General features: G+C 45.4%; 28 protein-coding genes. 17 read left to right on the top strand and 11 right to left on the bottom strand.

Features of this window, described 5'->3' with window-relative positions; all coding sequences use genetic code 11:
* Positions 1-64: 64 nt before the first annotated feature.
* Positions 65-577, bottom strand: coding sequence for a hypothetical protein (locus FRZ54_RS19340; RefSeq protein WP_147033466.1), 513 nt, complete (start codon positions 575-577; stop codon positions 65-67).
* Between the two features lie 204 nt (positions 578-781).
* Between FRZ54_RS19340 and FRZ54_RS19335 the strand changes: the two genes are divergently transcribed.
* From FRZ54_RS19335 to FRZ54_RS19325, 3 genes are read left to right on the top strand one after another with little or no spacing between them, the layout of a single operon-like run.
* Positions 782-1,234: an SRPBCC family protein gene (locus FRZ54_RS19335; protein ID WP_147033465.1), complete on the top strand. Its 453-nt coding sequence runs from the start codon at positions 782-784 to the stop codon at positions 1,232-1,234.
* A complete protein-coding gene (locus FRZ54_RS19330; protein ID WP_147033464.1) occupies positions 1,215-1,538 on the top strand; it encodes an ArsR/SmtB family transcription factor in 324 nt (107 codons plus the stop codon). Before FRZ54_RS19335 ends, FRZ54_RS19330 begins: the two co-directional genes overlap by 20 nt.
* Before the next feature lie 12 nt (positions 1,539-1,550).
* Positions 1,551-2,012: an SRPBCC family protein gene (locus FRZ54_RS19325; protein WP_147033463.1), complete on the top strand. Its 462-nt coding sequence runs from the start codon at positions 1,551-1,553 to the stop codon at positions 2,010-2,012.
* 85 nt (positions 2,013-2,097) lie between these two features.
* On the opposite strand, the gene FRZ54_RS19320 is transcribed toward FRZ54_RS19325, so the two are convergent.
* On the bottom strand, positions 2,098-2,505 hold the full coding sequence (locus FRZ54_RS19320; RefSeq protein WP_147033462.1) for an EthD family reductase: 408 nt from the start codon (positions 2,503-2,505) through the stop codon (positions 2,098-2,100).
* A 123-nt stretch (positions 2,506-2,628) separates the two neighbouring features.
* On the opposite strand from FRZ54_RS19320, the gene FRZ54_RS19315 reads away from it, so the two are divergent.
* Together FRZ54_RS19315 and FRZ54_RS19310 are read left to right on the top strand one after the other, a co-directional pair.
* Entirely contained in the window at positions 2,629-3,495 is an 867-nt protein-coding gene (locus FRZ54_RS19315) for a LysR family transcriptional regulator (RefSeq protein WP_147033461.1), read from the top strand.
* Between the two features lie 95 nt (positions 3,496-3,590).
* Positions 3,591-4,082 carry a peroxiredoxin gene (locus FRZ54_RS19310; protein WP_147033460.1) on the top strand — a complete coding sequence of 164 codons (492 nt, stop codon included), beginning with the start codon at positions 3,591-3,593 and terminating at the stop codon, positions 4,080-4,082.
* 93 nt (positions 4,083-4,175) lie between these two features.
* Here FRZ54_RS19310 and FRZ54_RS19305 read toward each other — a convergent pair whose 3' ends face one another.
* From FRZ54_RS19305 to FRZ54_RS19285, 5 genes are all read right to left on the bottom strand, one after another.
* Complete coding sequence (locus FRZ54_RS19305) at positions 4,176-5,213, bottom strand: threonine aldolase family protein (protein ID WP_147033459.1); 1,038 nt, start codon at positions 5,211-5,213, stop codon at positions 4,176-4,178.
* 4 nt (positions 5,214-5,217) lie between these two features.
* The gene (locus FRZ54_RS19300; protein ID WP_147033458.1) at positions 5,218-6,459 is read right to left on the bottom strand and encodes a S41 family peptidase; all 1,242 of its coding nucleotides are present in this window, start codon (positions 6,457-6,459) and stop codon (positions 5,218-5,220) included.
* 100 nt (positions 6,460-6,559) lie between these two features.
* Positions 6,560-7,339, bottom strand: coding sequence for an AraC family transcriptional regulator (locus FRZ54_RS19295; RefSeq protein ID WP_147033457.1), 780 nt, complete (start codon positions 7,337-7,339; stop codon positions 6,560-6,562).
* A gap of 353 nt (positions 7,340-7,692) precedes the next feature.
* On the bottom strand, positions 7,693-8,541 hold the full coding sequence (locus FRZ54_RS19290; RefSeq protein WP_147033456.1) for an N-acyl homoserine lactonase family protein: 849 nt from the start codon (positions 8,539-8,541) through the stop codon (positions 7,693-7,695).
* A gap of 95 nt (positions 8,542-8,636) precedes the next feature.
* A complete protein-coding gene (locus FRZ54_RS19285) occupies positions 8,637-10,295 on the bottom strand; it encodes a collagen-like protein (RefSeq protein WP_147033455.1) in 1,659 nt (552 codons plus the stop codon).
* A 226-nt stretch (positions 10,296-10,521) separates the two neighbouring features.
* Here FRZ54_RS19285 and FRZ54_RS19280 point away from each other — a divergent pair, with 226 nt between their 5' ends.
* On the top strand, positions 10,522-11,124 hold the full coding sequence (locus FRZ54_RS19280) for an alpha-ketoglutarate-dependent dioxygenase AlkB family protein (protein ID WP_147033454.1): 603 nt from the start codon (positions 10,522-10,524) through the stop codon (positions 11,122-11,124).
* Between the two features lie 74 nt (positions 11,125-11,198).
* Here FRZ54_RS19280 and FRZ54_RS19275 read toward each other — a convergent pair whose 3' ends face one another.
* Entirely contained in the window at positions 11,199-11,570 is a 372-nt protein-coding gene (locus FRZ54_RS19275; RefSeq protein WP_147033453.1) for a winged helix-turn-helix domain-containing protein, read from the bottom strand.
* A 305-nt stretch (positions 11,571-11,875) separates the two neighbouring features.
* Here FRZ54_RS19275 and FRZ54_RS19270 point away from each other — a divergent pair, with 305 nt between their 5' ends.
* Together FRZ54_RS19270 and FRZ54_RS19265 are read left to right on the top strand one after the other, a co-directional pair.
* Positions 11,876-12,589: a ferritin-like domain-containing protein gene (locus tag FRZ54_RS19270; RefSeq protein WP_147033452.1), complete on the top strand. Its 714-nt coding sequence runs from the start codon at positions 11,876-11,878 to the stop codon at positions 12,587-12,589.
* Positions 12,590-12,600: 11 nt separating this feature from the next.
* The gene (locus FRZ54_RS19265) at positions 12,601-13,467 is read left to right on the top strand and encodes a ferritin-like domain-containing protein (protein ID WP_147033451.1); all 867 of its coding nucleotides are present in this window, start codon (positions 12,601-12,603) and stop codon (positions 13,465-13,467) included.
* 61 nt (positions 13,468-13,528) lie between these two features.
* Here FRZ54_RS19265 and FRZ54_RS19260 read toward each other — a convergent pair whose 3' ends face one another.
* The gene (locus FRZ54_RS19260; RefSeq protein WP_228462542.1) at positions 13,529-14,335 is read right to left on the bottom strand and encodes a phosphatase PAP2 family protein; all 807 of its coding nucleotides are present in this window, start codon (positions 14,333-14,335) and stop codon (positions 13,529-13,531) included.
* Between the two features lie 190 nt (positions 14,336-14,525).
* On the bottom strand, positions 14,526-15,938 hold the full coding sequence (locus tag FRZ54_RS19255; protein ID WP_147033450.1) for a phosphohexomutase domain-containing protein: 1,413 nt from the start codon (positions 15,936-15,938) through the stop codon (positions 14,526-14,528).
* Between the two features lie 89 nt (positions 15,939-16,027).
* On the opposite strand from FRZ54_RS19255, the gene FRZ54_RS19250 reads away from it, so the two are divergent.
* From FRZ54_RS19250 to lysA, 3 genes are read left to right on the top strand one after another with little or no spacing between them, the layout of a single operon-like run.
* Positions 16,028-17,338 carry an aspartate kinase gene (locus tag FRZ54_RS19250; RefSeq protein WP_147033449.1) on the top strand — a complete coding sequence of 437 codons (1,311 nt, stop codon included), beginning with the start codon at positions 16,028-16,030 and terminating at the stop codon, positions 17,336-17,338.
* A gap of 33 nt (positions 17,339-17,371) precedes the next feature.
* Positions 17,372-17,740, top strand: a complete 369-nt coding sequence (locus FRZ54_RS19245) for a DUF7674 family protein (RefSeq protein WP_147033448.1) — start codon at positions 17,372-17,374, stop codon at positions 17,738-17,740.
* 13 nt (positions 17,741-17,753) lie between these two features.
* The gene (gene lysA / locus FRZ54_RS19240; protein WP_147033447.1) at positions 17,754-18,956 is read left to right on the top strand and encodes a diaminopimelate decarboxylase; all 1,203 of its coding nucleotides are present in this window, start codon (positions 17,754-17,756) and stop codon (positions 18,954-18,956) included.
* Here the strand turns inward: lysA and FRZ54_RS19235 are convergent, their stop codons facing one another.
* The gene (locus FRZ54_RS19235; RefSeq protein WP_147033446.1) at positions 18,957-19,727 is read right to left on the bottom strand and encodes a hypothetical protein; all 771 of its coding nucleotides are present in this window, start codon (positions 19,725-19,727) and stop codon (positions 18,957-18,959) included.
* Between the two features lie 164 nt (positions 19,728-19,891).
* On the opposite strand from FRZ54_RS19235, the gene FRZ54_RS19230 reads away from it, so the two are divergent.
* The 6 genes from FRZ54_RS19230 (at position 19,892) to FRZ54_RS19205 (ending at position 26,219) form a co-directional block, all read left to right on the top strand.
* Entirely contained in the window at positions 19,892-21,529 is a 1,638-nt protein-coding gene (locus FRZ54_RS19230) for a ribulokinase (RefSeq protein ID WP_147033445.1), read from the top strand.
* Entirely contained in the window at positions 21,530-22,225 is a 696-nt protein-coding gene (locus tag FRZ54_RS19225; protein ID WP_147033444.1) for an L-ribulose-5-phosphate 4-epimerase, read from the top strand.
* 120 nt (positions 22,226-22,345) lie between these two features.
* Entirely contained in the window at positions 22,346-23,836 is a 1,491-nt protein-coding gene (araA, locus tag FRZ54_RS19220; protein ID WP_147033443.1) for an L-arabinose isomerase, read from the top strand.
* A 135-nt stretch (positions 23,837-23,971) separates the two neighbouring features.
* The gene (locus FRZ54_RS19215) at positions 23,972-24,625 is read left to right on the top strand and encodes an HAD family hydrolase (RefSeq protein ID WP_147033442.1); all 654 of its coding nucleotides are present in this window, start codon (positions 23,972-23,974) and stop codon (positions 24,623-24,625) included.
* Between the two features lie 39 nt (positions 24,626-24,664).
* Positions 24,665-25,945 carry a tetratricopeptide repeat protein gene (locus FRZ54_RS19210; RefSeq protein ID WP_147033441.1) on the top strand — a complete coding sequence of 427 codons (1,281 nt, stop codon included), beginning with the start codon at positions 24,665-24,667 and terminating at the stop codon, positions 25,943-25,945.
* An 82-nt stretch (positions 25,946-26,027) separates the two neighbouring features.
* The gene (locus tag FRZ54_RS19205) at positions 26,028-26,219 is read left to right on the top strand and encodes a cold-shock protein (RefSeq protein WP_147033440.1); all 192 of its coding nucleotides are present in this window, start codon (positions 26,028-26,030) and stop codon (positions 26,217-26,219) included.
* Positions 26,220-26,338 lie beyond the last annotated feature (119 nt).

Below are 26,338 nucleotides of genomic sequence, written 5' to 3'. Positions count from 1 at the left end.
ACTGAAATAATAATATTATAACCAACAGGTATAAATAAGACGTTTTCATTTTTAAAATAACGATTTAGGGATTTACAATTTTATCTTCAACAAACTTTTTAAATATTTCCTTTACACCTTTACTTACGGCGTCATCAATTCCAAATTGGCCGTAGACTTCAAATTCACCCTTCCATACCGGCTTTTTTGAAGCGCCGTCAATCAGGCTGATCTCAAATCTTCCCCCATCCACCATCCCGTTTGTTGAATGCACAACCTTTTGCTCGATAAGCATTACAGCCTCCGGCGAAAAATCGTCTATCTTTTTGTTAATGTCTTCCCTGGTATCAAGCGACAGCGGGTCGCGGACGTAATAGTTTGTTGTCACGCCCTTTTCTTTGAATCCGGCTTGCAAACCGACTAAAAAACCGACAGAAAAGTCTTTTGATTGTTTGGCACCGTTGAAAAGGATAAATATCTTTTTAGGCTGACTTGTATAAGATGCTTCCTTGTTTGAGGTGATCTTAGCAGTAACGCACGACTGCAGGATAGAAGCCAATACTAAAATTGGCGCAATGGTGATAAGGTATTTCTTCATTATGTGAAAGGTTGGTATAACGACTTGCTTCTGCAAACCGGCCGCAAAATAAAACAATAAAAATCAAAAAAAGAAAGGGGGTAGTTTTATAATCTCTTTTTGGACCTGATAACACGTTAAAAGTCTGCCGGGAAAATATTTTCAAATAAATTTGCGTAACTCATAAGTTACGTGTTACTTTGTGTAACTTCAAAGTTACTCATTATGGCAAAACTCATTAAACATCAATTTTTCTACCCTCACCCGGTCAAGACCGTTTGGGATTACTTCACCAAACCCGAATTGCTTGAGCAATGGCTTATGAAAAACGATTTTCAACCGGTAGTCGGCCACAGCTTTCAACTCCGCACGGGTCCGATCCCGGCTCTCAATTTCGATGGCATCTTTCATTGCCAGGTATTGGAGATAATACCCTTCAAAAAACTTTCCTATTCGTGGAAAAGCGGCCCCGGTGGTGGTAAGATCACGCTCGACTCGGTAGTTACCTGGCAGCTGGTGCCAAAGGACAAGGGCACCGAAGTATTCCTGGAACATCGCGGTTTCGCAAAAAAGGAAAACCTGGATTTTTACAATGGACTGCTGCACGGATGGGTCGAAAAATTCCAGAATATCGAAAAACTTTTAAACGCTGCGCAACATGGCCATACCAACGCTTGACGCATTCCAGGTCATTGGCGACCCAAGCCGGCGCAAAATGCTGATGCTGCTGTCGGAAGATAACCTTACCATTAACAGCCTTGCCGATAATTTCAACATGAGCCGCCCCGCTGTTTCCAAACACATCAAAATACTGGAAACCGCCGGCTTCATTTCCATTACCGACATTGGCCGCGAGCGGTACTGCACGCTCAAAAAGGATGGCTTCGACGAACTGCAGGCATGGCTCGAATACTTCGACCAGTTCTGGGCTTCGAAACTGAAGAAACTGGAAACTTTATTGAACAACAAATTAACCAACTAACAATTCAACAAGATGGAAACACAAGATTTTAGCACCTCGTTTACGGTAGATCAAACCCCTGCCGAAGTATTCAGCGCTGTTACCAACGTTCGCGGATGGTGGTCCGAGCGCATCGATGGGGGCACCGCACAGCTTAATGACGAATTTACTTACCAGCGCTGGGACCTGCACAAATGCACCATGCGGTTAACCGAGGTTGTACCCAACAAAAGGGTAGTATGGCTGGTGCTCGATAACTATTTCAGCTTCACAAAGGACCAGTCCGAATGGGTGGGCAACACCATCGAATTTGACATCACCGAAAAAGATGGCAAAACACAGCTCCTTTTCACCCAACACGGCCTGGTACCCGCTTACGAATGCTATGATATTTGCTTCAACGCCTGGACCAGCTATATCCAGGGCAGCCTGAAGGACCTCATCACCACCGGTAAGGGTCAGCCTAATCCAAAGGAAGAATTACAGAATAATTAATCGGATCATTATGGCGTAACCTGCTGATAGAAGCGGGTCGCGCTGTCCGAAGTTGGAAGCTCCGGGCAGCGCGTTTGGTACCAGGTTACTTTACCACCTCACTCACCAAAATAACAGGAGTGGTATTGGTATAATTTGCAAAATCAGCACGAATGGCGCTTATATGCGGTCCGATAGCCGCCTGGTAGTCGCTCAGGCTCTTCACATAAAAAATGCCAATGGCCATAAAAGGCAGCGGCTGGTTTGGAATACCGTTGGCAAGCCCTTTTTCAATGGTGTATTTAACTAAATTAGATCCCAAAAACGATGCTACCATAGGCATGTGCTTGGTTTCATAATACTCCATATTAAAGGTTTTACCTTCTGCATAAGGGTACATGATGGATACTTTAATTAAGCCCTTTTCAACAACGGTCATGTTCTGTTTTTCCTGACCAAACGCGGCGGAACAAGCAAATAAAAGGAAAAATAATACAATTAGTTTCGGTTTCATAATTCATTCATTTAATTGGTAAAATGTTCAATTTGAGTATTATTACACAAATATTAACATATTGTCTTTATTAGTAAAACGTTATTTTTCTATCAGAACAATCGAAAAAACCGATTTAGAAATATGGAATTAAGACAGCTCAAATACTTTTTGAAAGCTAAAGAGTTATTAAATTTTACGGATGCTGCAAGAGCGTTGAACATCAGTCAAAGTACTTTATCACAGCAAATTAAGCAACTGGAAGATGAATTAAATGTGCCATTGTTTAATCGCATTGGCAAAAGAATTACGCTTACCGAAGCCGGTGATCTGTTTAGCAATTACGCTTCGCAAAGTATAAACAAAGCCAATGAAGGATTATTGCTTTTACAGGATCTGAAAAATTTGAATACAGGGAAAATAACCGTCGGCGTAATTTACTCCATGCGAATTCTTTTTGCCAAAATATTGATACAGTTTGCTGACCAGTATCCAAATATCAAAATCCAGGTTGTATTTGGCACCACAAAGGACCTTCTCGAAAAACTTAATTTACATCAATTCGATTTTATTTTGACATTCCATGAAAAACCCACCAACGCCCAGCTGAAATATCAAACACTTTTAAAAACAAATATGGTATTGGTAACGGGCAAAAGGTCGCCCCTGGCGCAAAAAACCAATATATCACTTAACGAAGTGGCCGCGCTGCCATTGGCTTTACCTTTCAGCGGTTACAGTACCATACAGTTTATTGAGGAGTCGTTCAGCCAAAAAAGTCTGATTCCGAACATTTGTATGGAAATAAACGACATACCTACTTTATTTGAAATTGTAAAAACAGGCCATTGGCATACTATATTGAGCGACACCAGTGTAAACGACCCTGATGTAGTGGCCATCCCCATTGATGGAAAAAATATGAGGCGAACTATAATGATCATTTCGCTCAGGGAAGCCTACGAGAAGAAGGCCGTAAAAAAATTCCATGAGATGCTGACTAAAATATAAATTCATAGCCAATCGCTTAGGCCAATAATTTCGTATATCCTGTTATGATAAACTCATTTAACCGTTATTTACTTTTAATTATAGCATTTTCTCTTATGATCAACTTTTCGTCGAGGGCCCAGGGTTCAAAAAGATCTTTAGATGTTGGCGATAAGCTGCCGGCGTTTTCGCTGAAAGACCAGGATGGTAATACTTTTAACAGTGCCGACCATATTGGCAAAAGCATGATGGTGATCTACTTTTACCCGAAGGACGAGAGTATGGTTTGTACCAAAGAGGCCTGCGCTTTCCGCGATGACTTTGACGATTTTACCGAAGCCGGCGCCAAAGTTATCGGTATTAACGGCGGCACGGTTGCCAGTCATAAGGCATTTGAACAGCATTATAAACTACCATTCACCCTGCTAAGCGACCCCGGCGATAAGGTTTATAAACTATTCGGGGTAAAGGGCAGCCTGTTTTTCACCGGCCGCAAAACCTTCGTCATCGATCTTCAGGGCAAAATCGTTTACACCCACGATGGCCTGCTGGAAGGTAGGGCCCACGCGGACGAATCGCTGAAATATATAACCGCGACGCATAAGTAGAGCAACGCCCATTAAAGAAATTCCGGTATTTGATTTGCAAGTGCAAAGATGGCTTCGTTCCTCGCCAGGACGTAATTATTTATTAGTTCCGATCTACCCCGCCAACTCCCTTAGCTTCTCAACAAACTGCTTAACATCGTCTTCGGTATTATCAAAGCTAAAGATAAGCCGGGCCTCGCTACGTTCATCATTCCAGTAATAAAAGCTGGCGAATTCCTGCATTTTTTCGTGCAGCCCGGGCGATATGTTCAGAAATGCGGCATTGGTTTCTACGGGGTAAGCCAGTTTGACAGACGGCATCCCTGCAATTTCCTGCGCGAAAAATTTGGCCAGTTCATTGGTATGCCGGGCCATTTCCTGCCACAGGTTATCCTTCAGCAAAGCCTGGAACTGGATGGCAATAAACCGGTTTTTAGAGGCCAGCTGCATGCTTCGTTTTAAATTGTACTTAAGTGAGGACGCATTGGCAGGGTTAAAAAAGATGACAGCTTCGCCCATCATCATGCCTATTTTGGTTCCGCCCAGGGTTAACACATCCACGCCAGCGTCGGTACTGATCTGCTTTAACGTACTTCCCAAATGATCCGCAGCATTATAAAACCGTGCCCCATCCACATGCAGCAGCATATTGTTGGCGGTGCAAATGGTCTTGATATCCTTCAGTTCCTCGACGGTATACACCGTACCATATTCGGTAGGCTGGGTAAGCGAAACCACTTTCGGCTGCGGATGGTGCACATCACCGATGCGCTTAATGGCAACGTTGAGCTCATCGGCGATAATTTTCCCATTATGCGATTTAACCGGGTATATGCGGCAGCCCAAAAACGATTCGGGTGCGGTCGACTCGTCCACGTACAAATGGGCCACATCTGTACAAAAAATGGAGTTGAACCGGTCGAGCATGCAACTCAGCCCAAAATTATTGGCGCCGGTGCCGTTGAAGGTAAAGTAGGCTTCTATATTCTCACCAAACACCTGTTTGAACTGGGCTACCGTGCTCTTAGTAATTTCGTCGTTGCCATAGGAGGCTGCATTGCCGGTATTGGCGGCCATCAAAGCCTCCATCATCTTGGGATGGACGCCCGCGTAATTCTCGCTGGAAAAGTTGATCTTTTTGAAAGGTTCCATGGCGCTATTTAAGTTTATTTTTCAAGAAATCCATAGCCGAATTTAAAATAACATCGCCGCCTTCGCCGGGCCTTTGTTTGGTCACGTCAACGGCGATAGTGGGATTGAACAGCTCGCGCGGCGTCCCGTTGATATGATAAAGTCTTTCTTCCGAAATATTGAAACCGATCTTCGTATTAGGCATTTCAAAACTATACACCGCGCCGTTCAGTCGCGCCAGTTTTGTGCCGATTATGGTCGCCCGTTTCATGCCGTCAAAAGCAATGGTAATACCCTCGGATATGCTGCCGGTCCAATGGTCGGCCAAAATAACCACCGGCTTCAAATATGGGTTCTTCCGCGGCGAAACGATCTCCTCCCAGCTGCGTTTGATCCCGGTTTCCAGTTCTTCGGCATACAATTCATGCTTCTGGTAAAAATGTTCCTTATTGATAAACCGCCCCAGTATGGCCCTTGCCACAGCTGTATTTCCCCCGCTGGCGGTCTCGCGCATATCAATAATGAGTGCCGTTTTGTTCATCATGGTATTCAGCACGCTGTCAAATTTCGGTATCAGCGCATTATCGTACAGAAAATTATTGATGCGGATATAACCCGTTTCACCCAAATCTTTTGATTCCACCATTTCGGCAAAATGGATGTTCTCCAACAGCATGCCGTCCCGGTCGGGGTAGAAATCTTTAATGCCAGCAGCTGTTTTCAGGGTGATCTTCCGTTTGGTGACATGGTCGCCGTTCAGGGCCAATCGCAAGGCAAAGCTTTTTGACTCGGCATTTACGGTATGTGCCAGGAAGGGCAGGATAGCCTCTTTCACCGGAACATCATTAATAGCGATAACTTCCATACCGGCTATGATCCCATCCTTTTCGGCCCCATAACCTTTGCGCACCTCAACTATTACCGGCTTATCGCCTTTAAATTCGGCCCATACATCCGCACTTGTAGGCACCAGCCGTCTCGAGGTTTTTGTGTTGGCGCGCAACCCGCAGTGGTGGTCGTAAAGCTCATACATCGCCCTTTCAAGCACGGAAATAAAACCATCGCGGTTACTGACGGTATCAACCTGTTTGCTGTAAATATCCTTCAACCCGGGCCAGTTGATATGCCTTTTCTCAAAGTAGCAATAATTGCTGTCTATCGTGTTCCAGAAATAGGTAAAATCTGCTTTGTATTGTTTCGAAGTAAAGTTTTGTGAAAAGGCGCTTACCGAACTGAGTAAAAGGGTAACTAATAATAATTTTTTCATGATCTGTCTGCTTCGGCTTGTTTATTTTAAGAAGCTGAGACAAAATTATGGAGGTGATTACGGATAGTATTGTAAGATATTGCAGCAAAGGTCGGGTGAGTCAGCCCGCCGTATAAGCCACAGGCGATATCCCGGTAAATTTTTTAAAATGATTGCAAAAATGCGCCGTATCGTAAAAACCCAGGTCGATGGCCACGCTTAATAGGTCACTCCCCTGGGTAAGCATGATCTTGCTTTGCTCTATACGTTTCAGAATAAAATAGTTGTTGGGGGTTAAACCAGTCTGGAATTTAAACAGGCGCAGGAATTTGTATTTATCAACGCCAAACCGCCGCGCGGCGTCTTCAAGGGAAAACTTGGAGAAATTCTCCTCTTTCAGGAAATTTTCAAACAGCGTGTAGTTGTTTTCTTCGTCTATCCGTTCCGAACCGTGCCTGACGGCAAGTTCGCTTAAGGCGTTCGTCAGGCCTGTTTCAAGATCCTGCCCGGTTTGCCCGCCAATCAGTAAAAGCCTAAGATTGTGCAATTGGGCAAATAGCCCGTCGTCGTCGATCACTTTGCTGCTAAAACATACAGGCTTCCCTCCGTTGCAATAATAAAGGAACTCGGCGGAAACATAAAAGGTGAAGAAGGTAACGCTGTCGTCCTTTTCAAAGGGGTTGGCGTGTATCTCGCCGGGGTTGGTAATTAGTATGGTACCTGCCAGCGCGTTGGCGGTTTTATCGTTGAGCCTGGTTTGAAAAATACCCTTATAAACGATAGAGATATTAAAAGTAGGGTGAAAGTGAAAAGGGAAGGAGGTGTTGTGGTTGAAGGTATCGAGCGCCTCAAGGCCATCGCAAAGGGATAGTTTATAATATTTGGAACGGGACGCGCTCATTTTTCCAAAACAATTTTCTCACGAAAATAAATAAATATCCTTTCAAATACAGTTTCGGGAAAAGCTGTTCCGGTTCGGCAACAGGAAGCTATCAGCAGCGCTTTTACTGATCGAGTATATTCTTACCCCTCTTTATTACAATAGCAATAATAAACGCTAACGGAATAGCAGTGATAATAACACCAATGATGGAGTATGCATTCATGGCTGGTTTTCTTTAGGTTAATAGTAGTAACTGGTAATTAATATTAAATTTACATATAACCTTTTGTAAATACCATACGTAGTTTTACGCAATTTGACATGCCTGTCCGCGTAGTTATACCTTCCTCAACTGTTAATTTAAAAGTAGGTTACCTTATGCGCACCACGCCGTCGGCAACTTTCGGAAAGATCGTAAACATCCTGGCGTCGTGCCCCGGGATGATATATTTGGGGTTCGAGGCCAGGGTTTTCATTCGTTTCATGGCCCTTACATAACCCGCCGGGTCCAGCGTGCCCCCAAAAGAGGCGGGTACCATGTGCTCAAGGCTATAGTATATCCAGATATTGTCTGATGCAAGAATGATCCTGTCCTTACCGGTTTTAACCCCCACATACTGCGAATTATAGGTATGCCGCGAACCAGTGTAAACTGTAATGCCCGGTATCAACTGCTTATTATCACCATCTACCAATGTTACTTTGCCTGTGCTATATAGTTCTTGCATTTTCACGATATCGCGCTTGTTGTAACCTGCATTGCTGTCCGGTTTTTCAGGAAGTGCGCCGATAAAGTAATTGTAATCGTCCTTCTGAATCCAGATATGTGCGTTCGGGAACAACCCGACGCCGTCGATATGGTCCCAATGCGGGTGGGTGAGGATGACGTCGGTAATATCTTCGGGGCGGAGGCCGATCTTCATTAGTGTCGAATCGGGCCGTACGTAATTTACAGGATTAAATTCTTTGGCTTCAGGGATATCGCTTAAGAATCCTGCATCAACCAAAATATTTTTGCCGTTGCTGCCTTTGATCAACCAGATCACAAAATCAACCTTTACGGTTTTGTCTTTTGGCCCGTTTAACGACCATACCGATATGGGTGTAGGGTCCCGCACTTCGGCATACCGCAGGGCATATACTTTGTAGGTTGGCGCTTGTGCATAGGTTTCAATAGTGAATGTACACAGCGCTAAAAGAAATAGAGTGATCTTTTTCATTGTACGGTTTTCTAAAGATACAAAATTGCCGTACCGGAAATGAAACAAAAAAGGGGCATAGGCCCCTTTTGATCTGTTTATCTGGTATCTCCCCGTCAGTTCTTTAGCCGGAAGAATCGTTTTACCTCCATATAATTATTGATGTTGATATGGTTCCTGACGCCAACCAGCATGCCGCCAGGTATAATGATATACCGGTACTGCAGGGCAGGCGCTATACCAATAGAGGTTGAATTATCGAAAGTGAAGCGGGTGATTATAAAATGTCCCACCCTCGGCAAAAAGCTCATAGTACTCTGGCTTCCGCCCGCAATGCTTGTATATGGTAATGGTATAATACCCGACCCATAAGTAAAATACACCTGGAAGACAGCGTTATCCAGGTAAGCTTGCGTAATGGCCGGCGCTGTAAGGTCGGCCGCATTCAGGTTACTGCCGTCAATCGTCGTATCGCGGAAATTTTTTGCTACGTTCCAGCCTGAATACAGCACATTATTGCCCTGCAGCGATACTGCTGTGCCCCATCCTGTACTTATCTTCGGGCCGTATAACAAATAATTAACCTTATCAAGATAATAATCGCCGATGTTGCCCAGCGTGGCGCCTGGTGCGCCGCTGCCATTTAATATCTGCGTACCAGCTGCGCCTGTGGCACCTGTTGCGCCTGTAGCTCCGGTAGCACCGTTTGTTCCGTTTGTTCCATTCGTTCCGTTGGTGCCATTCGTGCCATTGGTTCCGTTTGCTCCTGTGGCCCCGGTGGCGCCTTTGCTGCCGTTAGCTCCATTAGCACCTGTTGCACCCGTGGCACCCGTTGCGCCGGTAGCTCCTGTTGCCCCGGTTGCGCCTGTAGCACCGTTTGTTCCATTAGTACCATTAGTACCATTAGTGCCGTTGGAACCTGTCGCTCCGGTGGCCCCTGTTGCACCGGTAGCACCGGTAGCACCAGTTGCGCCGGTAGCTCCCGTGGCTCCGGTAGCACCATTCGCTCCGTTGGTGCCGTTTGTTCCGTTGGTGCCGTTCGTGCCATTAGACCCGTTTGTTCCATTAGTACCGTTGGTGCCGTTTGCACCGGTAGCACCTGTTGCCCCATTAGCCCCGTTTGCACCGGTAGCGCCTGTGGCGCCGGTTGCACCCGTAGCTCCGGTCGGCCCGGTTGGTCCTGTTATTACTACTGTTCCGCCGGTTCCGCCGCCTACGGTAACGACAGGCCCGGCAGGACCCGTGGCTCCGGTAGCACCTGTGGCGCCGGTTGCTCCTGTGGCCCCGGTGGCGCCGGTAGCTCCGTTCGCGCCATTCGTGCCGTTGGTTCCGTTTGTGCCGTTGGTTCCGTTTACGCCATCTACACCGTTTGTGCCGTTAGTTCCGTTTGTCCCGTCTACCCCGTTTGCGCCATTTGCACCGGTCGCGCCCGTCGCGCCCGTGGCTCCGGTCGCGCCTGTTGCACCCGTGGCCCCTGCAGAGCCAACAAGAGAAAAACTGCTGTCCCATCCCGAAGCACTTTTCGGGCCATATAACATACCTGTAGAAAGATCGAGATAAAAATCACCTGTGTTGCCGGTCGCTTCGCTTGGTGCGCCGTTGCCGCTGTAAATAACCGTTCCGTCGGCCCCGGCCGGGCCAGCTATACCCGCAACGCCCTGGGCTCCTGTTGCGCCGGTAGCGCCCGTTAGCCCCATCGGACCAATTTCTTTTTTACAGGATGATATGGTGAGTGCCAGTAAAATTAATACCGAGGCGTAAATTTTCTTGTTCATGGCTAGAAATTAAAAGAGATTGAAGTGATTCACTTTATTCAAATACATCGCAGAGCTGTTTCAAAATCAAATGGTTAACGCTTCCTTTTACGAAGAAAAAGCGCGAAGGTTGCACGCTTTTTTCATTTTAGTTAATAGTTGGCAAATGTTTAATTGGTAATTATATTGCAGCGCAGTACAATACAGGATATACTATTCTAATACTGTTTTTTAGCAAAATCTATAAGTGGAGCAGTTGAGTTTTTTTGAACAGCCCAGGCCGGATATTTTACTACCCGAAGAATTACTGGATTATCACCCGCAGCTTTTTGATGCCGCGGAGAGCGCGCAGTTGCTTCAGCTGTTGATAGGTACCATTGACTGGGAGCAGGAAGAAATCAAGATGTTTGGAAAGGTATTGAAAACACCCCGGCTAACGGCGTGGTATGGTGATAGGCATTACACCTATTCGGGGATAAAGCATTACCCCGCGCCATGGACAAACGAATTGCTGGCGATAAAACAACGTATAGAACCCATAGCAGGTACTCAATTCAATAGCGTTTTGTTAAATTATTACCGCGATGCAAGTGACTCCATGGCCTGGCACAGCGATGATGAACACGAACTGGGCAAAAACCCGGTTATTGCCTCGGTTAGTTTTGGACAGGAGCGGCGTTTCGATATCAGGCATAAACACGAAAAAGGACGCAAGTATGCTATTCAGCTCGAAAATGGTTCACTGCTGGTGATGAAAGGCGATCTGCAACACAATTGGGAGCACCGCATAGCCAAATCAACCCGGGCCATGAAAGCGCGTATAAACCTGACCTTCCGGTCTATCAATTAAAAACGAAACCGAATTGTATGAGATTGTTATATTTTCAAATACACAACGATTAAACAAATAAAAGGCAATTGCCTTCAAACTTTTAAGTTTTTTGTCTCTGCGTCCAAAAAAGCAGCAAATCTTTGGCGCAGGTTGCGGTGGTATTCTATTAGTTCGAACGCTTCTGCACTAAGTACCGACCCTCCGCCTTTTTCGCCGCCGACCTGTGGTATTACTACGGGGCTCGCAGTATAAGCGTTTAAGTGGCTGATTAGGTCCCATGCTTTTTTGTACGACATTTTCATTTCTTTTGCCGCGCTGCTTATCGATCCTGTCTCACCAATTCGCTCCAGTAATTCTATCGGCCCGGGGCCCAAAAAGCGATTCCCGCCACTCTCGAACCACAGGCTCCCGTTAATTTTTATTTCTATATCGTTTCTTAGTATGTTTTTTACCGATGCTTTCATTACCGTTTCAATTTGATATAAATGTAGAAAGGATCAGGTAAAAAAGTAATTGCCTTTCGCGAGTAAAGCATTGGACCTGCACGATTTATTTTTCCTGTTCAGATTTAGCTTTCAGAAGGCGTTCCATTAGTAGGGCTTTTTTTGATGGCAAATAAGTATACCGGCACTTTTGTTTTTGTATTGATACTCTAAATAAGAGAGTGTTATAGCCTGAGGCTCTGTGAAATAAAAAACTGGGATGGCTATATCACCGTAGTTCATTTATCTCCCTGATTAGTCACCAGTTATTTAAAAACAACCATTTTATGAAATCAGAAATTACAGAAACATCCGGCGGAATTAATTTGGCCAGGCGGTCATTTTTAAAGTACGCAGGTGCGGGGGCCGCTACGGTCGGTTTCCTGGCAGTTGCGTCGTCATGCAAAAAATTAGACGGGGTGGCGCCGCGGTCGCTCGATAGTACGAGCAGCGGCGGCATCGACATCGGCAGCGGCGACTATGGAATCCTTAATTATGCTTTTGCGCTTGAGCAATTAGAGGCCGCATTTTACATCCAGGTAGTTGCCACGCCATACTCCGGCATGAGCGATAATGAGAAAGAGTGTTTCAGCACTATCCGCCAGCACGAGGTTTGTCACCGCGAATTTTTTAAAACAGCGCTTGCGGGCAATGCAATTCCCGACCTGACGCCGGATTTCAGCAAGATCGATTTTAACAGCCGAACATCGGTTATCGCTACGGCTAAGGCTTTTGAAGACCTTGGCGTTCAGGCGTACGACGGTGCGGGCTACCTTATACAGGACCCGGGTTACCTTACCATTGCAGGTAAGATCGTATCGGTTGAGGCAAGGCATGCTGCTTATATACGCAACCTGGTAACATTTGGCGACTATGCGGGGAATGACGTTGTGGACATGAATGGGCTGAACAAAGCCTCGTCCATTGCCGAGGTGCTGCCAATTGCCAATACCTTCCTCAAAACAAAGATCAGTGCATCACATTATGGTTATACCGCTTAAAACTTACGATCATGAATTTATTTAATATAGTAGAAGAAATAGAAAAAGTTGATCCAGAGTTTAAGGAACGGGTAAGCCCGCGCCGCGATGCGATCAAAAATATAACCAGTTTTGGCTCGAAAGTAGCCGTAGCTGCTTTACCCTTTGCTTTGGGTAGCCTGTTTAAAAAGGCGTATGCTGCGGCACCTGCCGCTGCATCGGTTACAGATGTGCTTAATTATGCGCTGACACTCGAGTATCTGGAATCCTATTTTTACAACCAGGGCACCGCTGCTGCAGGGCTGATCCCGGCGAGTGACAAAGCGTACATCGCTGATATTACGGATGACGAAAATGCGCATGTGAAATTTTTGCAGGATGTTATCAAACAGTTGGGCGGCACGCCGGTGGACTCACCCAAATTTGACCTTACTGCCGGCAATGGCAGTGGAAATGGCCCTTTCAAAGATGTTTTAACCAATTATCAAACATTCCTTGCCGTGTCAGAAACTTTTGAAGATACAGGCGTAAGGGCCTATAAAGGTGCTGCGCCGGATCTGCTGGGCAACCAGGTAGTACTTACCGCTGCCCTTTCTATCCACGCCGTTGAGGCGCGCCACGCATCGGCCATTCGTTATTTGCGCACTATCCGCGGTTACGAGGAAATAGCCGTATGGATAAACAGCACGGCGGGTTTAGGTAACGACACAGGTATAGCCCTGGTCAATGGAAATTATAAAGGCGAAGATAATGTAATGCAGGGAGGTGTAGATGTTTCCAAATTACTGGATTCAAATGGCAAACCGATAGGTCAAATAGATGCTGCGGCAGCCTTTGACGAGCCGCTAAGCATGCAGGATGTGCTTGCCCTTTTGGTGGGAAGCTTTATCGTCCATTAATATAAGCTTCTAAGTTCGAATTTATTAATAAAGGCCCTTTGCTATTAGCACCGGGCCTTTTTTAAAACTGTTTGGCAAACGACAATCCGAATGCTCCATCCTGATACATCGGCGTGATCATCGTGTTTTTGTCATCGGCCTTCTTATCACCATGAGTAACCCAGTTACGGATAGCCGGATAAATAAGGTAAGCGGCTTTAGTTGATAGTATACCTAAACCGGCCCCGGCAACTACGTCGCTGAACCAATGGTCGCGGTTATACATCCTGAAAACTCCTGTGGTTGTGGCAATTGTATAAGCCAGCACGCCATAAAGCGGCGATTTTGCATCAAATTCCTGTGCCATAAATTCGGCTCCCATAAAAGCAAGTGCCGTGTGCCCTGATGGGAAGGACAGGTAATCAGATCCGTTGGGCCTAAGCCGGTGTGTGAAATGTTTTGTGCTAAGACCTGTGATCCCCAAAATGGTACTTGATAAACCAAGCAGCGCTGTGCGGTCGATAAATGTGTTTTTTCCCCTTACACCGGCAAAGTTTAGTCCGTATACTATTACAATAGGTGCAAACTGAAAGTAACTTTCGGCTTTGCTATGAAAATTGGGACTTGATTTGGCTACCTCGCCGCGTATGTAATAATCAATACGCCTGATCGGGTGCACCGCAAATGAAAGCCCTCCATAAGTAATCATGGCAGCAGGCGGTACCAGGCTCAATGGATTGCTATGTAGTTTTTTTACCGTGTCGGGCGCGGTCAAAAGGTCTTTTTTTATGGTGTCGCCCAGGTTCTTTTTGGTAGTATCGGTCGCCTGTTTCTGGGCCTGGGCGCCCAGAGCAGCAAACAACGATATGATCAGAAATAATTTTTTCAAAGCAGGTAAGTGTAATAATTAATAAATCTTCATGCTACAATCGCAATAGGCCTCATTTTGTTTTCAATTGTTTAACAATTAATTAACGCAACCTAACTAAACAATCTGTATACAAAATGAAATTCTGATATGAAATAGAAAAAGCCATCCGCTATGCTACGGATGGCTTTAATATTTTAATGAAAAGTTATTAAGACAACAGGATGCCCTTAACTGTATCCAGTATCTTGAACGAGTCCGCAGAGGTTGGCGCTTCGGCGTAAACACGTAACACCGGTTCGGTTCCCGATGGACGTATCATCACCCAGCTTTCATCCTCGAAGAAGAATTTGAAACCATCCATGTCTTCCGTCCTGGCTACTTTAAGGCTGCCGAAGCTGGTATACTTGCCAGTCTTGCTGTTGCTGATGATCTGTTGTTTCAATTCTTCTGTAACATGCAGGTCGTAACGCTCAACGGCGAATTTGCCAACAACGTCGTATATCTCCTGTACCAGTTCGCTTAACGAACGACCGGTTTTAGCGATGAATTCCCAGATGATCAAACCGATCCAGATACCATCGCGTTCAGGAATATGCCCTGCTACTGCGATACCACCCGATTCTTCGCCGCCAACCAGGAACGGGTTGCCCGAATTAACGATAAGGTCGCAAATGTATTTAAAGCCGATCTTGGTCACGGTATTCTTCAATCCGTAAGCATCGCAAAGCTTTTGTATCTTACTGGTACAGCTAAAGGTCGAATACACTTCGCCCTTCATACCTTTCACTTTGTACATGTAATGTATCAGCAGCAGCAGGATATGATGCGAGTCGACAAAGTTCCCGTCCTGGTCGTACAGGCCAATGCGGTCGGCATCGCCATCTGTAACCAAGCCCGAAGCGATCTCACCTTCCGACATTTTGATAATATCCTCAAATTCCTTCAGGTTACGCTGGATAGGCTCAGGCGCTTGTCCCGCAAAACCAGGGTTATGGTCGCTGTGGATACGGGTTATATCCGGGAAAAGGCGTTCCATTACGTTCATCCCGGCGCCGTACATAGCGTCGTATGCCCAGCCCAAACCACTTGTACGTATGGCTTCCAGGTCGAAATTGTTCTCGACATGGGCCACATACATATCCTCGAGGTTCACAAATTCAACCAGGCCGTCTTTCTGATAATCAGCAATTGATTTCAGGGTAAGATCGATGGTATCCGGAATTTGCGACTCTACCTTTTCAATATCATCCGGTGTAGCCGGGCCGCCGTAGCTGGCTTTTATCTTGTAACCATTGTACGCCGGCGGGTTATGGCTGGCAGTGATAATAATACCTGCCGACGCATTTTTTCGTACCGTACCCAGCGATATCATCGGTGTAGATACAAAGGCATCTTCGGCGCGGAACACTTTTACGCCCTGCGAAGCCAGCACACGGGTAGTCACATCGGCAAATAAGGGCCCGGCGAAGCGCGGATCGTTGCCGACAACGGCCGATGGTTCTTTAAATTCCTTCTTTAGCCATAACGCTGTTGCGTAGGCCACTCGTTTTACATTTTCGACTGTAAAGTCGTCTGCAATAATGGCCCGCCATCCGTCGGTACCGAATTTTATTTTGATCATTTTAGATATATGGTTGTTAAAAATCCTATTTTTAGCGCCTCAAAATCAATACAAGAATATTAATCATTTGTGGTAAACAGAAACAAAAAATGAAAGTTTTAAAATTTGGCGGTACATCGGTGGGTAGCCCTGATCGGATGAAAAAACTGCTGGATATAATAAATCCTGACGAAAGGCAGATCGTGGTGCTGTCAGCGGTGTCGGGCACTACCAACAGCCTGGTCGAAATAGGGCAAGCCTATTTAGCAGGCAACAAGGCAAAAGCAGCAGAACTGATCAAAATTTTAAAAGATAAGTACGAAGTATTCATTAAAGAACTTTTTTCGAAACCCGAATACCTGCAACAGGGTAAGGAAGTGATCGACTACCATTTCGACCTGCTGTCCAATTTGTCAAACGACCTGTTTACCAATATTGAAGAAAAGATCATCCTGGCACAGGGCGAACTGATCTCGACCACTTTATATCATGTTTACCTGAAGGATATCGGCGTACCGTCGGTATTGCTGCCCGCGCTCGACTTTATGAAGATAGACGAGGACAACGAACCGATGGTGGATTATATTACCGAACACATCACGCCGCTTTTAGAGGCACATCCTGATAATAACCTATTCATTACCCAGGGCTATATCTGCCGTAATTCGTTTGGTGAGATAGATAATTTGCGCCGGGGGGGCAGTGATTACACCGCATCCTTAATCGGGGCCGGCATCCGCAGCGAAGAGGTGCAGATATGGACCGACATCGACGGTATGCATAACAACGACCCGCGTATAGTAAAAGGCACAAAACCTATTGCCCAGCTTTCGTTTGACGAAGCGGCCGAACTGGCTTATTTCGGCGCTAAAATATTGCACCCCCAAAGTGTTTTCCCCGCGCAAAAGTATAAGATACCGGTTCGCCTATTAAATACGATGGACCCCAAGGCCCCCGGTACGCTGATAACCAACGACAGCGAAAAAGACAGGATAAAATCAATAGCCGCTAAAGATGGTATTACGGCTATCAAGATACAATCGAGCCGCATGCTGCTGGCACACGGTTTTTTGAGAAGATTGTTTGAAGTATTTGAAAGATACCGTACTTCGATAGACATGATCACCACTTCGGAAGTGGCGGTGTCGCTAACTATCGACGATACAACGTACCTGAACGAGATCGAAAAAGAACTGCTCGGCTTTGGCACGGTGGATATCGATAAGGATCAAACCATCATTTGCGTGGTGGGCGATTTCGGCGCCGAAAAGCACGGTTATGCCGCACGGGTACTTGAGGCCGTAAAGCATATCCCGATCAGGATGATATCCTACGGCGGCAGCGACCATAACATGTCCATCCTGCTTAATACTTCGGATAAAACCGAGGCGTTGAGGAGCTTGCATAACCGGCTATTTTAATTTCGAATTTCGAATGTTCAATTTCGAATTTTTATGAAGCTCGAAGAAATATCACAGTTGATTTTTAAAGCTGTTCCGGAATTTCAATCCTTTGATCAAGAAGATTTGGATGATGAGCTATCTTATTTATTCTTGGGCGATTTTGCTAGATTTACTAATGACGCTATCTTAAACAATTCATTTCATGCTACAAAATGTTTGACTTTTATAAACCAAGTCATCAACCAATATGAAGAAGATGCGGATTTTATGGAGAAAATGCAAATAGGGGTGTTAGAAATGCTAACTGACTATGCAATAACTCAAAAAGCCGCCGTTAGGCATTTCACCGGCAATTGCTTACAGATGTTTACGGGCCTACGGACTAGTGGGCATTTTAAAGATTTGCGAAATACTCCATAATTAATAAAAATTGATGTTCGATACCGATACCATATCCCGTTTTCAGCAAATAGAAACCCCTTTCTATTATTACGACCTTGGTTTATTACGCCAAACTTTGGAGGCCTGTAAAACAGCGTCCGATAAATACGGCTTTCACGTACATTATGCCATGAAGGCTAATTTCAACCCAAAAGTACTGGAGGCGGTTCAATCTTATGGCTTCGGCGCCGATTGTGTTAGTGGGAACGAAGTAACCACGGCTATCGCCAATGGTTTTGACAAAAGCAAAGTAGTTTTCGCCGGGGTAGGGAAGTCGGACAAAGAGATCAATATCGCCCTGGATGCTGATATATTCTGCTTCAATGTAGAGTCGGTACAGGAACTGAATATCATCAATGACCTTGCAAAAGCTAAAAATAAAACGGCACGGGTCGCTATCCGTATCAACCCCAATGTGGATGCACATACCCACCATTTTATCACAACGGGGCTTGATGAGAACAAGTTCGGTATCAATAGCTGGCAGTTGAATGATGTAGCCGAGACGCTGCGCAGTTGTAAGAACCTGCAATTTGTAGGTATCCATTTTCACATCGGCTCACAAATAACGGACATGGAAGTTTACCGCAGTCTTTGTATTCGCATCAACGAAATGCAGCAATGGTTCGAAGATCGTGGCTTCCAGGTGAAGGTATTGAATACAGGCGGTGGCCTCGGTGTCGATTATCATAACCCCGATACCAACAATATTCCCGATTTCGAGAGCTACTTTAAAGTTTTCAAGGATTTTCTGCATATCAAACCTGGCCAGGAAGTTCATTTTGAACTGGGACGCGCCTTAGTGGCGCAATCTGCGGCCCTTGTTTCACGGGTGCTGTATGTGAAGATGGGGCAAAAGAAAAATTTCCTCATCCTGGATGCCGGCATGACGGAACTGATCCGCCCGATGCTGTACCAGGCGTATCAAAAAATTGAGAATTTAAGCAGGAAGTCAGAAGACAGAAGTCAGAAGTCCGAAAGTGAATCTCAAATCTCAAATCTCAAATGTCAAATCTTGAAATATGATGTAGTGGGCCCAATTTGCGAAAGTACCGATTGTTTCCAAAAGGACGTTGAACTGCCGGAGTCGTTCAGGGGAGATATCTTTGCCATCCGCACCGCAGGTGCTTACGGTGAGGTAATGGCCTCGCGCTATAACCTGCGCGATGCGATACAGAGCGTATATTCGGAATAGTTAAAACTTAACGCCCGCTCTTATAAAAAAGGCGTTGCCAACTTCGGCCACAGCGAAAAATCGCTTTACATTAATAAAATAGCTGGCCCTTGGCACAAGGCTGCGAAACAGGCGCGTATTAAAGTCGGTATCGCTGTCGTACCGCGGATCGTTCAAAATATTCTTGCCGAAAGTCGTTCCCAGGAAACCCCGCAGCCCGTGTACGATCTCCGGGTCCTGCCCGTGAAATACAAATTCGGTTGTTAACCCGATAGTGAAAAGATCGGTCCTCGCATCCACAATATAATCGGTGTTATTTACCACCTGCTTCCTGAAATCGGCGTATGCGCCAAATTCATGACTGTAAGCCGCTTCAAAGCCCAGGTAGCGCCAATCCATGTCATCATACCTGGTAAACAGGTTGGCCGACAGCCGGCCGCCGGCTGCTCCAAAAAACTTATCCTTAAAATCGGGATTTGGCTCGTTGCTGTCGTTTGATCTTTCATAATTCCCAGCTACACCAAATACTCCCCATGCAAAATTTGCATTATCCGACCTGAAACCCTGGCTGTAATTCAGCTGTGCGCTCACCTGCGAATTAATATAAGTAGGGTCGGCATAAACGTTCAGGCCCGCTGATGCATAATTAGCCACCTTTTCTTTACTAAAGGACGCGGGCTTGGGCATGTAGGCAATATCCTGGTGATAAAGTGCCGGCGCATAAACATGGTTGCTGCACCCATAAAATATAGGAGAAATTAGGACAATAAGGATAAGGAGTTTAGACTTCATACCTGCATTACGTTTGTTGCGGGCAATCTATAACAATTAATAAAACTTACTTTTATTTTAATATCTAAATTGCTTATGTTTACGCCATTGATAACAAGTGTTAAAATAACACTTAATCGCTTGTCGTCATTCCTGATTATAAATCAATTTATTTTCAATTAAATATGGGCCAATTTGTCATCGGGGTTGATTACGGCACCGATTCAGTCCGTTCGGTTATTGTCGACGCAACTAATGGGAAAGAAGTGGCGTCTTCGGTATTCAATTACCCGCGCTGGCAGCAGGGCAGGTATTGCGATGCTGCGCATAACCAGTTTCGCCAGCATCCGCTCGATTATGTTGAGGGCCTTGAACAAACTATCAAAGATTGTGTCGGAAAAGCAGGGCCATCTGTAACTTCGTCCATAAAAGCGATCGCTGTCGATACCACAGGGTCAACGCCTGTGGCCGTAAACGAAGCGGGCATTCCCCTGGCATTAACCGCTGGTTTTGAGAATAACCCCAACGCCATGTTTGTGCTTTGGAAGGATCATACCGCGGTAAAGGAAGCCGGCGAGATCAACGATCATGCTGAAAAATTCGATATTAATTACCTGCAGTATGTAGGCGGGATATATTCGTCCGAATGGTTTTGGGCAAAGCTGCTGCACATTTTAAGGGCCGATGAGCAGGTGCGGAGCGCCTGTTACACCTGGGTTGAACATTGCGATTGGATACCTTTTCTGCTGACAGGCGGCACAAAGGCCGATGCAATCAGGCGCGGCCGGTGCTCAGCAGGGCATAAGGCCATCTGGTCGGAAGCGTTTGGCGGCTACCCTCCCGATGATTGGTTTTCGTCGCTCGACCCATTATTAAAGGGATATGCTGCAAACCTCCCCAAAGGAACCTATACATCAGATACTGCCGCCGGAACGCTAAGTGCCGAATGGGCGCAACGTCTTGGTTTGTCTACCGGCGTTATAGTCGGCGTTGGTGCTTTCGATGCGCACATGGGGGCAGTAGGCGGGCAGATAGAGCCGTACCACCTGAGTAAAGTGATGGGCACCTCAACCTGCGATATGCTGGTTGCCCCTAAAGCTGATTTCAAAGATAAACTGGTAAAAGGTATCTGCGGCCAGGTGGATGGTTCGGTTATCCCGGGTATGATAGGCCTTGAAGCCGGGCAATCTGCCTTTGGCGATACCTATGCATGGTTCAGAAAATTGCTGGAATGGCCTTTGCAGTTTATTGACGATAAAGAATTACAGGAAAAGGTTTCTGCCAAAATTATACCCGAATTAAGTAAACAGGCTGCCGCTTTGCCTTTGGATGCAGATGCCGAGCTGGCTATAGACTGGCTCAATGGCCGCCGTACGCCCGATGCCAATCAATTACTGAAAGGTGCAATTGGTGGATTAAGTTTGGGCAGCGATGCTCCCAGGGTTTTCCGGGCATTGGCAGAGGCTACCTGTTTTGGCGCCAAAGCCATTGTTGAGCGTTTTGAAAGCGAAGGCGTCCCTGTTAAAGGTTTGATAGGCATAGGCGGCGTGGCAAAAAAATCGCCCTACATTATGCAAATGATGGCCGATGTGATGCAGATGCCTATCCGTATCCACCAGTTTGAGCATACCTGCGCGCTGGGTGCGGCCATGTTCGCGGCTACGGCTGCAGGCATTTACCCGAATGTACCGGCAGCTATGACGGCTATGGGCGGTGGCTTTGATAAGGAATATTTCCCGGATCAATCGAAAGCATCAATATATCAAAAACGGTATCAGCGTTACCTCGCTTTAGGAAAGTATATTGAACAGGAGAAGAATTAAATGAGTAAGTACCAGCATATCCGCGAAGCGGCATACTATGCCAATATGGAACTGCCGAAGCTGAATTTGGTGATATTCACCTTTGGCAATGTAAGTGCTGCTAACCGCGACCTTGGCGTATTCGCCATTAAACCAAGCGGCGTGCCTTACGCCGAACTGACACCGGCCAAAATGGTTATTGTGGATTTTGACGGGAACGTTATCGAAGGCGACCTGCGGCCGTCATCCGATACTAAAACCCATGCCGTCCTATACAAACATTGGGACATAGGCGGGATTTGCCATACGCATTCCACCTACGCCACATCGTGGGCGCAGGCGCAGCGGGATATACCGATATACGGTACAACCCATGCCGACCATAAAACTGTAGATGTGCCATGCGCCCAACCCATGGACGACGAAATGATCAAAGGCGGTTACGAATACCAGACCGGTTTCCAGATAATGAACTGTTTGAGCGAACGGAAGCTCGATCATCGTGAAGTGGAAATGGTGCTCGTGGGCAATCATGCACCCTTTACCTGGGGAAAAAGCGCCGATAAAGCGGTCTATAACAGCGCGGTGCTGGAGTCAATAGCCCAGATGGCTTACCTCACCGAACAGATAAACCCCGATTGCGCGCGTTTGAAAGAATCGCTTATCAAAAAACATTATGAACGCAAACACGGGCCTGATTCTTATTACGGGCAGTAGAGGTTGGTGATTTGAGATCAGTGATTAGTGAATCGGATCGGCTCAACAATAGGGCAATTCAACAATACAACAATTCAACACTAAGATAATCCAGCAATAAAACAATACAACAATCATACAATGATAAATTTAAAGGAATACGAAGTCTGGTTCATAACCGGCAGCCAGCATTTATATGGTGAAGAAACGCTTAAAAAGGTGGCCGAACATTCACAGCAAATAGCCCGCGCGCTCGATTCGGCGTCGCAAATACCGGTAAAGGTTGTTTTTAAACCGACTGTGAAATCGCCGGAGGAGATATACAGCATTTGCCAGGAGGCTAACACAGCAAAAAATTGTATCGGTATCATCGCCTGGATGCACACCTTTTCGCCTGCAAAAATGTGGATAGGCGGATTAAAGATATTACAGAAACCTGTTTTGCACCTGCACACACAATTTAACCGTGATATCCCCTGGGACAGCATCGATATGGACTTTATGAACCTGAACCAAAGCGCCCATGGCGACCGCGAGTTTGGGTTTATTATGAGCCGGATGCGTTTGGAGCGAAAAGTGGTTGTGGGTCATTGGCAGGATAACGAAACCCTGGAACAGGTAAACACATGGAGCCGCGCCGCTGCCGGCTGGCACGATTGGCAGGGGGCACGCTTTGTCCGTTTTGGTGACAACATGCGCTACGTGGCCGTTACCGATGGCGACAAGGTTGAAGCTGAAATGAAATTCGGATATGCTGTAAATACACACGGCGTCGGCGACCTGGTGAAAGTGGTAAATGCGATAAGCGATGGGGAGATTGATAAACTGACTACTGAGTATGAAGAACGTTATGCAGTCGTAGCGTCTTTAAGAAAGGGAGGAGATCAGTATAACTCGATTCGCGAAGCTGCCAAAATTGAGCTGGGTCTGAAAGCTTTCCTGCAGGATGGTAACTTCAAAGGATTTACAGACACATTTGAGGATCTGCATGGCCTGGTGCAGCTACCTGGCATCGCGGCCCAAAGGCTGATGGGGCAGGGTTATGGATTTGCAGCCGAAGGCGACTGGAAAACCGCTGCATTGGTTAGGGCCATGAAAGTTATGGGTAGCGGTTTGAAAGGTGGTAACGCCTTTATGGAAGACTATACCTATCATTTCGATCCGGCTGATCCGATGGTGCTGGGTTCGCACATGCTCGAGATTTGCGAATCCATTGCGGATGGCAAACCGAAATGTGAGATCCACCCGCTTGGCATCGGCGGCAAGGCCGACCCGGTTCGGCTGGTGTTTAATGTAGCTGGTGGCACCGCGCTGAATGCTTCTGTGGTGGATATGGGTAACCGTTTCCGTTTGCTGGTGAATGAAGTGGAAGCCGTAGCTCCAAAACATGACTTGCCGAAATTGCCTGTCGCGAGGGTTTTATGGAAACCATACCCGGATATGAAAACTGGTTGCGCCGCGTGGATTCTCGCCGGCGGGGCTCACCATACCTGTTACAGCCAGAATCTTACTTCCGAACACCTGGGTGATTTTGCTGACATAGCCGGTATCGAATGTGTGCTTATCGGAAAAGATACTAATTTGCGCCAGCTGAAAAATGAATTGAAGTGGAGCGAGGTATATTATAGATGAGTATAATTGCTGTATTGTTCTATGATTGTTGAATTGCTTTATTGTTGAGTATCGCGCATAATAACAAATCACTAATCACCAGTTAATTAACCACAAGTCAACAAATCACCAATTAACTAATCACAAGTCACCAGCATGCAGGCTATTATATTTGACCTGAACGGTACCATGATAAACGATATGGATTATCATACCCGTGGCTGGTTATATTTATTGAATAACGTTCTGGGCGGTAATTTTACCTGGGACGAAGTGAAACCGCAGATGTACGGCAAAAACCAGGAAGTGCTGGTCAGGATGTTTGGCGCGGGAAGGTTTACCGATGAAGAAATGGAACGCCTTTCCATTGAAAAGGAAAAACGTTACCAGCAGGAGTTTTTCCCTGATCTGAAGCTGCTTCCCGGGTTGAATAAATTCCTTGAAAAAGCCTACCAAAAAGGCATTCCTATGGCTATCGGCTCGGCCGCTATACCTTTTAATATTGATTTTGTGCTGGATAACTTAAATATCAGGCATTATTTTAAAGCAATTGTTAGTGCGGACGATGTATTATTGAGTAAACCCAATCCCGAAACATTTTTAAAATGCGCCGAACTGCTCAATGCCGACCAAACGGAGTGCCTGGTTTTTGAAGACGTGCCAAAAGGAGCCGAAGCCGCCCTGAACGCCGGAATGGACACAATTATACTCACCACCACCCATCAGCCGGAGGAATTCAATGGATTGGAGAACATTATACACTTTGCTATTGACTTTGAGGACGAAGGAATTAAAAATTTATTAAATTGAGCTGTTAAAAGTTAATTATTCAGCTAACCTAAACGCCTTATGATCGCGCATAAATTAAAAGACTTAATTTCACGGGGCATATTATTGTTTTGCCTTTTTTGGGCATGTCACACTTATGCAAATATTAATGCTATCGATTTTCAAAAAGTTCATAACCCCACTAACCTTAATTCGTCTATCGCATTTTTAAAGGAAAATTTAGGTCTTTATGATCACTGGACGCAAAATTGGACATACAGAATCCCCAAAGCGGCAGCCATAAAGAACCTCTCCGACTTGTACGATGGTCTGGATCAGATTCCGCAAAAAAATATCGAAGAATACTTGTTGTTGGGTGATATCGCGCATTATATCTATAATATGGAGTCGGAGCCTTATTATCAAAAAGCGTTAGATAATTATCAAAAAGCAATTCAGTTGAATCCAAACGACTACAGGCCGTATTGGTTCCTTGCTAATCATTATGCATTATCTGATCAATCCACGCTTGCTATAAAAACCTATCAGAAGGTGTTCGAATATTCTGAAGCAAAAAAAAGCCCTTATTTTTGGTTTGACTATTCAGCCGCATGTTTTACATCCGGTATGCGAAGCACAGGTTTATTTGCCTTGCAGCAGTCTTATAAACTGCAGCCATCAGAACATATACTTGCTTTGTACGACAAACTAAGTACAACTGTCAAAGTGCCTAACCCCGACTCAACAATTGGTTTAAAGGAGGAATGGACACTGATAGGCAGACAAAACAATAAAATATCTTTTTTAAATAGGATCGTCGGCATAAAGGTTACCATTGACAGCACATGGGGTTTCGGGCCGGGTGAATTTAAAAATGGCATTGGGTATATGACGTTTAAGCCTAATACAATAATCAGTAAAGTAAATAATCAAGGAATTGACTACAGCCTATTGGTGCTTGCACAAGTGCCAAAGCAGGGGCAGTCGCTAAGCGATTTTTTATCAATTTACCTGGCACAGTATACTGATCGAAAACCTGCTGATATAACCCTAAAATACAAAAATAGCGTTGCTTTTGAGATCAGGAAGCCTGATATCTATCAGAATATCGGAGGCGGCCATATGTATGCCATAGGCGTTGAGCGGGATGAACCGGATTACCCCGGAATGGATTTGGAAAACGTGCAAAGAATTACAGATAAAGATCCCGGGAAGGTTAGATATTATAATATCAATAGTCAATATACACGGCTAAAGGGGAAGATATATTACCTGATTTTATTGGATAGCTGTGAATACATTCATGACGAATCGCTTGCCGTATTCAAGGATTTCTTGGAAAATGGATTATTTATAGAATAGTTTATAGCTTTATTTTGTAATAACTTGCACTTGTATTATAAATTATTATCCATACCTTGCCGCCTTTAAAAATTAATTTATAATGAAACAAGGAACAGTAAAATTCTTTAATGCAACAAAAGGTTTTGGCTTTATCGTACCTTCAGAGGGTGGCCAGGAAATATTTGTTCATTCTTCAGGCCTGATTGACGAAATTCGTGAGAACGATAAAGTTCAATTCGAGGTTGAAAGTGGCCGTAAAGGTCCAAATGCGGTAAATGTAAAAGTTATTTAATCATAAATAATACCATTGCAATCGTATCAGTCCCGGCAGAACCGGGACTTTTTTCGTTTTAAGTGCCTTGCTATGTACCAGTTAAAGGTTTTTTAACAGAAAAGTTAAACACTATTCAT

Source organism: Mucilaginibacter ginsenosidivorans (assembly GCF_007971025.1).
GTDB lineage: Bacteria > Bacteroidota > Bacteroidia > Sphingobacteriales > Sphingobacteriaceae > Mucilaginibacter > Mucilaginibacter ginsenosidivorans.
Note: the sequence above shows the minus strand (reverse complement) of the source record. Positions and strands in the feature narration are given on the sequence as shown.